The organism is Rhodopseudomonas sp., from assembly GCF_036404135.1.
Taxonomy (GTDB): Bacteria; Pseudomonadota; Alphaproteobacteria; order Rhizobiales; family Xanthobacteraceae; genus Rhodopseudomonas_A.
Genome location: NZ_DASWPE010000045.1, coordinates 1 through 12,676 on the forward strand (window position 1 = coordinate 1; position 12,676 = coordinate 12,676).

Here is a 12,676-nt window from a genome sequence, read left to right on the forward strand (position 1 = left end):
CAGCTTGCTCTGCCTCGCGTAGGTTCTGCACTCTTCTGCGGTGATCATGCGACCTGCCTCAAGAAGAAGGCGGGGAGCAAAGACGCTCTCCAGTCACCGAAAAATGCCCAGGGCGAGCGATGATTCGTTCACACTAGGCTCACAATGTCGCGGAAGCCAGCAAATACGACCGCCACAACCAAGAGCGTCGACGGTGGATCCCGTTCTGTCGGCCGCGCGTTGGCCAGACGCGCTGCACTGCGGCATGTCGTCGTGCCGCTACCGTAGACATTGTTGCAGCACGTTAACCGGCCTCCATTGCACGGCGTGACGGGGCTGCAGGTGCTGGATGGGGCTGCAGGTGCTGGACCTGCACCGCGTACCGTCCGCCGGTCTGCATCTAATAATCCGAACGCCGTTCTTGCGAGCGCAGGTTACGCGGGCTTCCTGAGAGCATCGATGTAGTGAAAATCGTGAGCTGAAGTCGACGGTGCCTCCCAGCAGGCTCGCATTGTCGTACTGAATTCTGAACCGATGGCTTGATCATAGGCGATCGGCGAACGGCAGCTTCTGACGCGCGATCCCCCTGCAGTGAAAATAGCAAGGGGATCGGTTGGACTATTGTGCGATGTTTGCCGCTTGACGTTTGCACCTTGGGTGCCGACCGAGACGCTGCCGGCATTGACGCCGCCGCTCCCGACGCCGACACTTCCAATACTTGCACCAAGGCTGCCGGCGCTGACCTGCTCCGCCGATGCCGACGCCGCCGGTGCCTCCGACACCCACTCCAACGCTGCCGACCCCCACGCTGACGCCGCCCAGCTGCACGCCCTTATGCCCAGGTCGTGGGCGAATATGTTAGCATAGCGGCGCTGAGAAGTAGCGCGGATCGGATTGAGCGCAGGTCAGGTAGCATGGCATTTTTCCTAGGTTTGGATTGCCCGTTTGAGAGCTCACACAACCAAGAAGAAGGAGTTCCTGCTAAGATCTATTTATACGGAAGTTAACTAAACCTAGTAATCTATGTATTAACAGATACGCCCTTAGTTTCCTTACATTTGCCATCGACGTCGGTTGTTCGTCATCGAGATGAATTCTTGAAAAAATTGTTGCGAAACTCCGCGGCTGGAACTGGCTTGCCAAAAAGATAACCTTGGGATTCCGCACATTTGTTGCGGATCAGGAACTTCCGCTGTGCCTCGGTCTCGACTCCTTCGGCTATCACTTCGAGCCCAAAGCTGTTGCCGAGATACACAATAGCCTTCACAATTGCGGCGTCCTCCGGGTCGCCATTGACGTCGCGAATGAAAGAGCGGTCGATCTTCAGGCGGGTGACCGGAAAACGCTTCAGCAGGCTCAAAGACGCGAAGCCGGTGCCGTAGTCATCGAATGCTAGCCCCACGCCGAGCGTGCGAAGATCCAGCAGCAACCGCAGCGTGCTGCTGTCATCGCGCAACAGCACGTTCTCGACCAGTTCGAGTTCGAGCGCTGTGGGCGGCAGCGCATGATCGGCCAGAGCGCTCTTGACCACGGTGAGCAGCCGGCCGGAGCGAAATTGCGCCTCGAATAGATTTACGCCGATTCGAAAGCCGGGAAACATGGTTCGCCATTCGGTGGCCTGCTTGCAAGCGGTCCGCAGCACCCATTCGCCGACGCTTGCCGCCGACGGCTTTTGACTGAGGACATCAATAAACGCGGCCGGCGACAACAGGCCTCGCTCGGGGTGATGCCACCGTATCAGCGCTTCGGCGCCGGTGAGCTCGCCAGTCCGGGTCGCCACTTGCGGCTGATAGAACAGCTCGAACTCATGGTTTTCATGAGCCAGGCGCAGTTCTCTCTCGAACGTGCGACGTGCGACCGCAACCTCGCGGAAGGACGGCACGAAGAATTCGAAGCGGCCTCTGCCGGCAGACTTTGCCTTGTAGAGCGCCAGATCCGCCGCGCCCAGTAGTTCCTCTGGGTTGGAGCCGTGGAGCGGCGCCAGCGCCGCGCCAATGCTGACGCCGACCTCGATCCGCTGGCCGACGAACTCGTAGGGCTCGCCGATGGCGGCAACCAGATGTTCCGCGGCGCGGCCGACCTCACGGGCATCGTTGCCGGCGAGCAAGGCGACGAATTCATCGCCGCCGAGGCGGCCGACCATGATTGCCGTTTCGCAGTTTGACGAAAGGCGGTCCGCAACGGTCTTTAACACCGCGTCGCCCGCAGAGTGGCCGAGCGTGTCGTTGATCTCCTTGAACCCGTCGAGATCGAGCAACAGCACGCTGACGGGACGCTCTGCCGCGAGAGCCTCGGCGAGACGCGCGCGCCACACGGCGCGATTAGGCAATTCCGTCAGCGTGTCCAACGAGGCCAGCCGAAATAACCGATCTTCGTTCTGACGCCGCTCGGTGATGTCGCGCACGATCGCGCCGACGCTGGTGGTGTTGCCCTCTTCCCAGGTTGAGAGAGAAAATTCCGCGGGAAATTCACTGCCGTCCTTGCGCAGGCCAGACAGTTCGACCGTCTTGTCCGCAAGTTCCATCGGTTCGCCACGTGCAAGACGGGCACGCTCGGCTTGGTAAACCGGGCGCCAGCTGGCCGGCACAATGATCTCGGTCGACTGACCGCATATCTCCTGGTTGGAATAGCCGAACAGCGTTTCAGCCGATCGGTTCCAGAACGTGATCTCGCCCTCAGCGTTGGCACAAATGATTGCATCCGGCGAAGTGGCGGCAATTCGCTCGAAACGAGTCTGACTGATGGTCCGGGCGTAATCAAGCCGCCGCAACTCCATGCGATCCATAACCAAGAAGGCCAGATCGGCCAGGTTCCTTCGGTCTTCGGCGTTAAAATCGTCCCGCGGTTCGCTGTCGATCAGGCATACCGTGCCGAGTTTCTTTCCATCCGGCGTTGCCAGCGGCTGTCCCGCGTAGAAACGAATGAAGGGCGGCCCAAGCACCAGCGGATTAGAAGAGAAGCGTGAATCGCGGGTGGCGTCCAATACGACCAGGACTTCATCCTGCAGGATCGCATGGGCACAAAACGAGACGTCGCGACTGGTCTCGCAAACATCAAGGCCGACGTGAGCCTTGAAGAACTGACGGTCTGCTTCCAACAGCGAGATCAGAACGATTGGAACCTGGAACAGACGAGAAGCCAGCCCGGCCAACCGGTCGAACTCTTCTTCTGGCGGTGTATCCATGAGGTGATACTCCGCGAGCGCCTTGAGGCGCTCCCGTTCTTCAATCGTAGAATTCATCGGGCGGAAAGACATAGAGGAATTCTGCCGTGAGAATTATTAAGATTCCGGGACCAGCGCCGATCCGGATCCATTCGCAGCACCTCTCGGCCTTTCATGTGCCGGAGCGAAAATTGTGATCGCCGGTGGAATCGCGAACTGAGGTAGTCACGCGACCGCTGCCGATGAAAACAGCGGCGACAGGGTACCAAGAAAGCTCGCCGCTTGGTTTGACCCGGCGTCCGTTCGGGCGCACAGATAGGCTTTGCTGGGCGGCAATCGTGGAAGATAGTACTCCTTCGCCTCCACCAGATCGGGCGGGATCAGCCGCCGGGGAATCACGGTCAGTCCTATTCCCGCTTCTGCGGCCGCCAATTGCGCGTGATGATCGGGACTGTTGAAGGCGATCCGATAGGGCGCGCCGCTTTTGGTCAATGCCGCCACCATCAGCTGTTCGCCAGGCCAGGTCAGCAGTGGTATCGGCAGGCCGTGGCTGAGCACGAAGCGGGGGGACCTGACCCAGACGAATTGCTCCTCCCACTGTTTGACGACCAAGGTTGCAATGTCGGCGTCGGACTCGTGCTCGCCGAGAAAACACCCGATATCGATATAGCGCTCAAGCAGACCTTCGCAGATTTCCGCGGAACTTCCGGCATGGATCACGACATTGGCGAGCGTCTCCAGACTCTGATTGCGAAGCAACTCACGGACGAACAGGGTGTTGATGCCGAGCCGGATTGGCTGTGGACCGCCGACCGCGCCGCCGAGCCGAACCATTTGATCGTTCGCCTCGACCATCCGATGCGCCTGGTTGAGGACGAGCTTACCGAGTTGGGTTGGGGTGGCGCCGCTTGGACCTCGGGTGAAGAGGGAGCCGCCGAGTAGGCTTTGAATTCGCTTGATCTGCGAACTGACCGCCGGCTGACTGAGGCTGAGCATCTCGCCGGCCTTGGAAAAACTACCGGCCTCGGAGACCGCGATGACAGTTCGTGCAATTTCAATTGGAACGTTGAGGTGGCGGTGGCGGCTATGCACGAATCTCTCCTGATAGGTCATTCGAAATTACGGGGCGATGCCAGTCGCGTTGTTGCGTCACTCAGCATGATAACTGCGTCGATAACAGTCTGCGAGTCAGTAACCTAGGGAAATAGCAAGGATACGTCGGTCCAGCAACAAATGGCGTTGCCGGTTGCTGCGTGTGTCCGATAGCGAGCGATCAAATCGTTGCTTCGTTTACTTCAATCATTCAAATACAACAGATAGATAGCGCCGTATTTAATCTCGCAACTATATCGTTGGTCCATTCTCTGGTAGAAGTACGAGGCAGTTAGTTTGACGAGAAATACTGACAATTGCGTGTCACGTCGCTGGTGAATGCGCCCTTTTGTTGTAAATGAAGACCACGTAGTTATACGTGGCGATGAACTCGATCGCGCCGATCTCAACCCGCCCATCGGTTGCGCGGCAACAATTGCGTCAGTCCGCTCGGCGCGACGGTGGTATGGTCGTCGCGCTAATCGCCAACCATAACGCGTGATTATCGCCTCATCAAATCTAATCGTTGTCAATTCTCGGATGGCGGCAAAGCTGATGCTGCGAAAATCATCGAGCGATTCTTAACTGTGCTTTGAGATTCTATTGAGGTCCAGCACGACACTACGTCGCTTCTGGTTGCCGATCGAATGTCGCCGTCGGTGAGCGAGTGCAGCATCTATTTCGAGCAGATCAACTCGGGTGTGGGACATCTAATGTTTGGCCGCCGCAGCAATCGCACTCAAGCAGACGCCCTCGCACGAGCGCCAAATCACAGGCGATCATCGAATTCGCGACGTACGGAACCATCGTCACCCCCAAAGGCAATTTTCTTAAGGTGTTCAGATACTCGCCTGAACGGCGTGTCGAGCGACGTCGTCGGCGCGCTGAAGGTCTGGCAGGCGATCGAGCACGTCAACGAATATGTGACGAGGACCGCCGCCGCGGCGGACGAACAGACCGTCGTCACTGGCGACACGTCGACCGAAATGCAGTGTGCGGTGGCGGAATTGGTGTGAACGCAGCGATTCGAACAAGAGGCCGACGGCACGACGGGATCGCTGCGATCGCGTAAGAAGTCATCGTTAGTCAGGAGCAAAAATATGCGTGACGATCGAATTTGGCTGGTATTGATCTGTTCGTTGATAGCGACATCGGCTTACGGTGAGGTTGCTCCTGACGGTGCCGTGGACGGCGGTCGCGACATGGGGCGAGGTGAGTTCGGGACGCTGCAGTCGCCTCGGCAGCGCCCGACGGCGATGCCGAGCGCGCCGAGCATCGGCGAGGCGCCGCGGCCTAGCGCTCCGCCGGCCCCGGCGGTGGCGGCGCAGGGTGTTCCTATCGCCGGGGGCGTGCTCTACACCGGCGTCACCGCGGCCACGTTCTACGACGATAACGTGTTTGCTTCGCATGGCAGCCGATTCTCGGATGTCGTCTTCGTGCTCCGGCCGGAATTCGCATGGGCCACTCAAGGCGCGAACTACACGATCGGCAGCGACGGGTTCGTCGAATCCCGCAAGAATGTGAAATTCGACTCCGAGGATCAGTTCAACGGCGGCGCGGGGGTCAATTTCACCGTGGCGCCCGACAGCGATACTCAGGTCGTCGGCAACGGCCGCTATATTCGCGCCCATCTTGAACGCGGCTCGTCGGATACGATCGGCCCGGGCGGCGTGCTGCTGAGCACCACCTTCAACGCTCCGGTGGAATATGATCAGGGCATCGCGGCGGTCGCGCTCAACAAGCGCAACGGCCGCTGGTGGGGTTCGCTCGGCGTTGCCGGCGTCATGGTGGATTACGCCAATGCCAAGACCGGCCCCTTCACCATCGATTTCGGTTACAATGATGGCGGCATCGGGGTGGCCAATGGTCGGGTCGGCTATGTGATTATGCCGCAGACCAGCCTGTTCGTCGAGGCCGCCGGCAACATCCGGAATTGGCGGGTCGATGCGTTCGATTCGACCGGCTATCGCCTGGTCGGCGGCTTGCTGTTCGAGCAGGGGCCGGGCGCTCGTCTTCGAGGCGAGGCTTGGGCCGGCTATATGGGGCAGCAATATAACGGCATCAGCTTCCAGACGGTCTCGAGCTGGACCTATGGCGCCACTTTGGGTTTCGCCTTCACCGATCAACTCGGCGGCGTCATCGAAGGCAAGCGCGAGGCTAAGGAGGCCGCGCTCAGCCTGGCGGCCATCGCGCCTGGGGTCGCCGGAGCGAGTTCGGAGACCTGCGCGATCCCCGGCGGCGCGACTTGCGTCAGCGTGATCGGTTCGTCGGTCGGCGGCCGCCTGGAATATCGAATCCTGCCGAATCTGATCGTCGGCGGCGGCGCTTCGTTCACGGTCGATGAATATCTCGGTGAGCGCGCCGGCAACCGCGTCGATCGTACGCTGAGCCCGATGGCGTCGATCAAGTTCCTGCCGTACGAGCGACTGATTCTCGGTTTCGACTATCGCCGGGTGATGTTCGATCCGAGCGGTGGGCAGGTCACCGGCGTCAGCGCGGTCTCCTACTTCCGCGACGTCTATCTCGTTTCGATGAATGGAAAATTCTGATGCGCCATTTGATCCGGAGCATCGCGGGAGTTGTGGTGACCGGGCTGTGCCTGTTCGCGCCGGCGTCGCAACACGCCGACGCTGCGACCTCGACCACGACGTTCAACGTGCAGATCACCATCACCAATGGCTGCACCATCTCGTCGGCGACCGCGATGAATTTCGGCTCCGTCGGCGTCATCAGCGTGCTCGGCGTCTCTGCCACCAGCACCATCACCGTGGTCTGCACTCTGCTGGCGCCCTACAATATCGGCCTCGACAAGGGCATCGGCGCCGGTGCCTCGCTTGCTACCAGGCTGATGACCAGCGCCGCCAGCAACACGGTGTCCTATTCACTTTACTCTGATTTGACCCATCTGTTGATGTGGGGGGATGTGATCGCCACCAATACGCTCGCCAGCGTCGGTCTCGGCGTCGGCCAGCCTTTCATCGTTTACGGTTTCGTCCCGTCGCAGACCACGCCGCCGGCGGGTGTCTACAATGATACGGTCACGGTCACCGTCACTTTTTGAGAAGGGCAGGACATGCGCGTCATTCGTTATGCAATCGCCCTGCTTGCGGCGGCGACGTCGGTTGCCGAGGCCAGTTCGCTGCGGGTGTCGCCGATTTTGCTCGACGTGTCGGCACCGGGTGCTTCGACCATGCTGACGCTGCACAACGATGGAGCCGAGCGGGTCAATGTTCAGATCCGGGTGTTCCGTTGGACCGGAACCAAAGGCGACCCGATTCTGGAGCCGACCGACAGCGTCGTCGTCAGTCCGCCCGCCGCGGCGCTTGCTGCCGGGACGGACTACGTCGTCCGCGTCGTCCGGGTCAGCAAGCAGCCGGTGGTCGACGAGGAGAGCTATCGGATCTTGGTCGACGAGATTCCCGAGGCCGGGCGGGGGCAGGCCAGTTCGGTCCGCTTCGCGCTGCGCTATTCGATTCCGGTGTTCTTCGCCGCCGCCAATGCCGAGCCGGCCAAGATCAAATGGAGCATCCAGGAAAAGGGCGTCTCCGCGGTGCTCACCGCCACCAACGCCGGGGGCCGGCGGGTGCGGATCGCCAATCTCAAACTGACCGACGGCCTTGGTGAAGTCGTGCTGAAGCAACCGGGTCTGGTGGGCTATGCGCTCGGCAGATCTGCGACGGGCTGGACGTTACCCGTGTCGCTCCCTGCGGCGCGACGGGGGCCGGTGCGATTGCTGGCCGATAGTGAGACCGGAGTCATCGATGCCGCGGTCGTCGTTCAGCCGGCGCGCTAGGCTGGCTTTCGGCGCAATGATGATTTGCGCCTGGCCGGCGCTGGCGAACGCGCAGGCGGCGCCGGCCGATCTGCCATTGTATCTTGAGGTCTACATCAACGGTCAGCCGACCGGGCTGATCGCCAATTTCGTCCAACGCCCGAAGGAGCGGCTCGCGATCAAGACCACCGAGCTCGAGGAGCTGCGGATCAGATCGGAGCGATTCCCGATCGAGTCCGACGGGACGGTCTATTTGGATCGCTGTCCGGACCTCAGCTACCGCTACGATCAGGCCCGCCAGGTGGTGCGGATCGAGATCACCGATCAGGGACGCTTGCCGTTCATGGTCGAAACCAAGCCGCGGTCGGAAGCTGCGCCGGTCGGCGAGCAGGCCTCCGGCGCTGTGATGAACTATACGCTGGTCGCCAACAGTGACGGCGGCCAGGATGGATTCTACTCGGCGTTGCAAAACCGACCGGCGCTCTCCGCCGGGATCGACGCGCGCATCTTCAACAGCTACGGTGTGTTCTCGCAGTCGGGGATTCTCAACAGCGGCAGCCAAGGAGGAGTCAGTAGCCTGCGGCTGGATTCGACCTGGAGCTATTCCGATCCGTTCTCGCTGACCACCTATCGCGCCGGCGACGTGATCTCCGGCGCGCTGAGCTGGAGCCGTTCGCTGCGGCTGGGCGGCGCGCAGATTCAGCGCAATTTCGGTCTGCGGCCCGATCTGGTGACGATGCCGATGCCGCGCTTCAGCGGCAGCGCGGCGCTGCCCTCGACGGTCGACATCTTCGTCAACAGCATTCGCAGCTATTCCGGAGAAATTCCGGCAGGGCCGTTTCAGATCCAGAACCTGCCGATCATGAGCGGCGCCGGCAACCAACGCATCGTGGTGCAGGACTCGCTCGGACGCCAGACCGTCATCGATCAGCCGTTCTATGCGTCGTCGAAACTGCTTGCCCCCGGGCTGTTCGATTTCTCCGCCGAGGCCGGTTTCACCCGGCGCGATTTCGGCGTGGTATCGAACAGCTACGACAGTTCGCCGGCGGCCTCCGCCAGCCTGCGCTACGGCTTGAACGATTGGCTGACCCTGGAGACCCACGCCGAGGCCGCGGAGACGCTGTTGAACGGCGGCGCCGGCGTCAACGTGCTGCTCGGCCGCTGGGGGGTGGCGTCGCTGGCGCTGGCGGCCAGTCGCGGCGACGGCAACATCACCGGCGGGTTGTTGTCGGCGTCGCTCGAACTCGGCCGCGGCGGCTATACGGTCTATGCCCGCACCCAGCGCGCCAGCGCCGACTATCGCGATCTCGCCGCGCTGCCGCCGACCAATTCCGCGGTGCCGGGAGTTTCGCTGTTGGCACGGCGGCCGCCGCGCGACATCGATCAGCTGGCATTGAGCATTCCGCTCGGCTTCGATCCCTCGGCGGTGACGCTCAGCATGACGCGGATGCAGGACGCGTTGGATAATCGCTACCAGATCCTGGGATTGTCCTATAGCCGGCCGCTCGGCGATGCGTCGCTGTTCGTGAGTGCGTTCAAGGATTTCGACGATCGTCGCAGCTACGGCATCTTCTGCGGGCTGACGATGTCGTTCAACGGCGGCATCACCGCCACCGCGTCGGGGTCGAAGACCGGCGGCGGCGGCAATGGCGGATTCGAAATCAACAAGTCGCAATCGCTGGAGCCGGGCTCCTGGGGGTGGCGCGGCCGGGATTTCGAGGGGGCGAGCCCGTCGCGAGCCGGCGCCGTCAGCTATCGCTCCGAATATGGCCGCGCAGAAGTCGGCGTGCAGCAGTTCGGCCATGTCACCCAGGCGACCGCACAGTTCGACGGCGCGGTGGCCTATGTCGGCGGCAGCACCTTCCTCGCCAACCGGATCGACGACGCCTTCGTGGTGGTCGACGCCGGCGCGCCGAATGTCGACGTGTTCTATGAGAACCGCCCGGTCGCCACCACCGGCGCCAGCGGCCTGGTGCTGGTGCCGTATCTACGCGCCTATCAGAAGAACTGGATCTCGATCGACGCCAAGAACCTGCCGGTCGATGCCGACATTCCCACCACCAAGGCGGCGGTGGTCCCGGCCGACCGCGGCGCGGCGTTGGTTAAATTCGGCATTTCGGAGGATTCCCGAAGCGCGGTCGTGGTGCTCAAGGGGCGCGACGGACGCGCGATGCCGGCGGGATCGAGCGCGCGCCTGAAGCCCGAGGACGAGGCCACCGTGGTCGGTTATGGTGGCGAGGTCTATCTTCGTGGCTTGAACGAGGCCAATCAGTTGGTGGTGGAACGGCCGGAGGGCGAGACGTGCACCGCGAATTTCGATTACCACCTGACGCCCGGGCAGCGCGTGGTCATCAAGGACGTGGTCTGCCAATGATCCGGCTGCTGCTGTTGCTTGTCGCGCTGCTGCTGCCGTCCGCGGGCTTTGCCCAGAGTTGCAACTTCAATATTCCCGGGGTGGCGTTCGGCACCGTCGACACGCTGTCGGGGGCGACCACCGACACCACCGCCACTTTGGCGATCAGTTGCACCGGCATCTCGCTGACCACGATCCGGATCTGTCCGAGCATCGGCGCCGGCAGCGCCGGGGCGACCGCGGCGGCGCGGCAGATGACTTCCGGTGCCGGCACGCTGAACTACCAGCTCTATCAGGATGTCGGCCGCTCGGTGATCTGGGGCTCGTTCAATTGGGGCCTGCCGGGTACCCCGCCGACCATCGACCTGACCCTGGCGCTGAATGGAACCGGCAGCGTCAACGTGCCGATCTATGGCCGGGTTTTCGGCAGCCAGGGCTCCGCCGGCCCCGGTACCTACACGTCGAATTTCACCGTGGCCGACAATGATTTCGTCTACGGCTATCTCGGTGTGCTGCCGTGCCCGAACATCGTGGTGACGCCACAGCACGCGCATCCGACATTTTCTGCCAGCGGCACGGTGGTCGGCAATTGCAACGTCAACGCGATCGACATCGATTTCGGCACCCACGGCACCGTCGGCACCAATGTCGATGCCAGCGGACTATTGATGGTGAGTTGCACGGTCGGCACCAACTACAATATCGGGCTCGACGATGGACACGCCGCCGCCGGACCTTCGGGGCGCAAGATGGCGCTGGCGGCGGTGACGATCGGCTATAATCTGTATCGCAACGCGGCGCGAACCCAGGTCTGGGGCAGCACCATCGGCGTTAACACCGTTTCCGCCACCGGCAACGGCGGACTTCAACCCTACACCATCTATGCCAGGGTGCCGCCGCAATCGATGCCGGGCGCCGGTGTTTATAAGGACGTCATCGTCGTCACCATCACTTACTGATGGCGCATGTTGATGCCGGATGGCCGACGACCACAGTCGATGGGGCCGGTGCCGACAAACGCCGAGGGCCGCGCTTTTTGAGCGGACCCTCGGGACTCCGTTGTCGGTGGTATCAGTCGTTGCGAACGATCGTGGTTCGCTTGCCGAATTGGCGGGCGAGTTGCCGGCAGGCCGCCACGAATTGACGACGGTACTGCTGCGGCTTTTGCAACGCCCGAGTACAATCTTCCAGGACCGCGCGATCATTGCCGGTGACCGCGAGAAAGCTGCCGAATGTCACTCCTCCACCGCCGCCGCCACTGCCGCTGGCATTGAAATCGCCACCGCTCGACGTTCCATCGCCTAAGTTGCCGCCATTACCAGTTCCGCCGCCTCCGGATCCATCACCTGAAGATCCACCACCCGGAGTTCCGCCGCCGGGCGCTCCGTCGGTGGGTGGCGTGACAACCCGGATGACCGGCGGCACAGTTCCGATACCGCCGCCGTCGCCGGCCCCGTTCAAGATATTGATGGTGCCGAGCAGGCCGGTCGGCCCAGGCGAACCGTTGGCCACATTGACTGCGAGCAGGCCGCCGGTACCGGGATCTCCGGTCCCTGCGCCATTCAGGATATTGGCGGTGCCGAGCGTGCCGATAGGACCCGGTGTCGCATTGAGCACGTTAGCCGCCAGCAGGCCGCCGGTGCCGGGATCTCCGGTCCCTGCGCCATTCAGGATATTGGCGGTGCCGAGCGAGCCGACCGGACCCGGTGTCGCATTGAGCACGTTGGCTGCCAGCAGGCCGGCATCTCCCGTGCCGGACGAGACGGTGTTCAGCAAGTTCACAGTGCCTAACCGTCCTGTGGAGGCGAACGAAGTCTGCAGGAAATTCACCGCCAGCAGCCCGCTGCTGCTTGGACTGGTCGTGCTGCCGAGCAGCGGCAACTGTCCGATCGGCGTGTTTGCTAGCGGCGCGGAGAGATTGCCGAAATTGCTTACCGAAATCGGGTTGCCCAAATTGTCGAGCGACGGCAGTCCATTGCCGATCGCCGGCCCGCCGCCGAGGTCGGGTGTGCCGGTCAAAGCCGGCACCAGGCCCTGAAGGCTCAACGGAACGCCACCACCCTGACCGCCGGCATTGCCGAGCAGACCGTTCGCCAGCGGCGTAACGCCGTTGCCGATGCCATTCAGCGTGCCGGCAGCACCGGCTGCCGCACCTTGCAGGTTGGAGGCGATGCCACCGCCCTGACCGCCGGCATTGCCGACGAGACCGTTCGCCAGCGGCGCGACACCGTTGCCGATGCCGTTGAGCGTGCCGGCCGCACCGGCTGCCGCGCCTTGCAGGTTGGAGGCGATGCCGCCGCCCTGGCCGCCGGCATTG

At 62.3% G+C, this 12,676-nt stretch carries 8 protein-coding genes and 1 pseudogene; 6 read left to right on the forward strand and 3 right to left on the reverse strand.

Going from position 1 to position 12,676, the window contains the following annotated elements:
- Positions 1–1,060: 1,060 nt before the first annotated feature.
- Positions 1,061–3,235, reverse strand: coding sequence for a putative bifunctional diguanylate cyclase/phosphodiesterase (locus VGC77_RS05570; protein ID WP_331170579.1), 2,175 nt, complete (start codon positions 3,233–3,235; stop codon positions 1,061–1,063).
- Between the two features lie 132 nt (positions 3,236–3,367).
- Positions 3,368–4,255 (reverse strand): LysR family transcriptional regulator, encoded by an 888-nt coding sequence (locus VGC77_RS05575; protein WP_331170580.1) that lies wholly within the window; start codon positions 4,253–4,255, stop codon positions 3,368–3,370.
- Between the two features lie 839 nt (positions 4,256–5,094).
- On the opposite strand from VGC77_RS05575, the gene VGC77_RS05580 reads away from it, so the two are divergent.
- The 6 genes from VGC77_RS05580 to VGC77_RS05605 all read left to right on the forward strand — a co-directional run bounded on the left by VGC77_RS05580 (position 5,095) and on the right by VGC77_RS05605 (position 11,318).
- The gene (locus VGC77_RS05580) at positions 5,095–5,250 is read left to right on the forward strand and encodes a hypothetical protein (protein ID WP_331170581.1); all 156 of its coding nucleotides are present in this window, start codon (positions 5,095–5,097) and stop codon (positions 5,248–5,250) included.
- 84 nt (positions 5,251–5,334) lie between these two features.
- Positions 5,335–6,783 carry an outer membrane beta-barrel protein gene (locus tag VGC77_RS05585; protein ID WP_331170582.1) on the forward strand — a complete coding sequence of 483 codons (1,449 nt, stop codon included), beginning with the start codon at positions 5,335–5,337 and terminating at the stop codon, positions 6,781–6,783.
- Positions 6,783–7,295 carry a spore coat U domain-containing protein gene (locus VGC77_RS05590; protein ID WP_331170583.1) on the forward strand — a complete coding sequence of 171 codons (513 nt, stop codon included), beginning with the start codon at positions 6,783–6,785 and terminating at the stop codon, positions 7,293–7,295. Before VGC77_RS05585 ends, VGC77_RS05590 begins: the two co-directional genes overlap by 1 nt.
- A gap of 12 nt (positions 7,296–7,307) precedes the next feature.
- On the forward strand, positions 7,308–8,027 hold the full coding sequence (locus VGC77_RS05595) for a molecular chaperone (protein WP_331170584.1): 720 nt from the start codon (positions 7,308–7,310) through the stop codon (positions 8,025–8,027).
- Between the two features lie 16 nt (positions 8,028–8,043).
- Positions 8,044–10,380, forward strand: a complete 2,337-nt coding sequence (locus VGC77_RS05600) for a fimbria/pilus outer membrane usher protein (RefSeq protein ID WP_331170585.1) — start codon at positions 8,044–8,046, stop codon at positions 10,378–10,380.
- Entirely contained in the window at positions 10,377–11,318 is a 942-nt protein-coding gene (locus VGC77_RS05605; RefSeq protein WP_331170586.1) for a spore coat U domain-containing protein, read from the forward strand. Before VGC77_RS05600 ends, VGC77_RS05605 begins: the two co-directional genes overlap by 4 nt.
- 112 nt (positions 11,319–11,430) lie before the next feature.
- On the opposite strand, the pseudogene VGC77_RS05610 reads toward VGC77_RS05605, so the two are convergent.
- Positions 11,431–12,676: pseudogene (locus VGC77_RS05610) on the reverse strand (hypothetical protein); the annotation flags it as partial.

Coding starts and splice junctions, on each gene's coding strand:
- VGC77_RS05570 (WP_331170579.1), bottom strand. CDS start 3,235: ATGTCTTTCCGCCCGATGAATTCTACGATTGAAGAACGGGAGCGCCTC.
- VGC77_RS05575 (WP_331170580.1), bottom strand. CDS start 4,255: ATGACCTATCAGGAGAGATTCGTGCATAGCCGCCACCGCCACCTCAAC.
- VGC77_RS05585 (WP_331170582.1), top strand. CDS start 5,335: ATGCGTGACGATCGAATTTGGCTGGTATTGATCTGTTCGTTGATAGCG.
- VGC77_RS05590 (WP_331170583.1), top strand. CDS start 6,783: ATGCGCCATTTGATCCGGAGCATCGCGGGAGTTGTGGTGACCGGGCTG.
- VGC77_RS05595 (WP_331170584.1), top strand. CDS start 7,308: ATGCGCGTCATTCGTTATGCAATCGCCCTGCTTGCGGCGGCGACGTCG.
- VGC77_RS05600 (WP_331170585.1), top strand. CDS start 8,044: ATGATGATTTGCGCCTGGCCGGCGCTGGCGAACGCGCAGGCGGCGCCG.
- VGC77_RS05605 (WP_331170586.1), top strand. CDS start 10,377: ATGATCCGGCTGCTGCTGTTGCTTGTCGCGCTGCTGCTGCCGTCCGCG.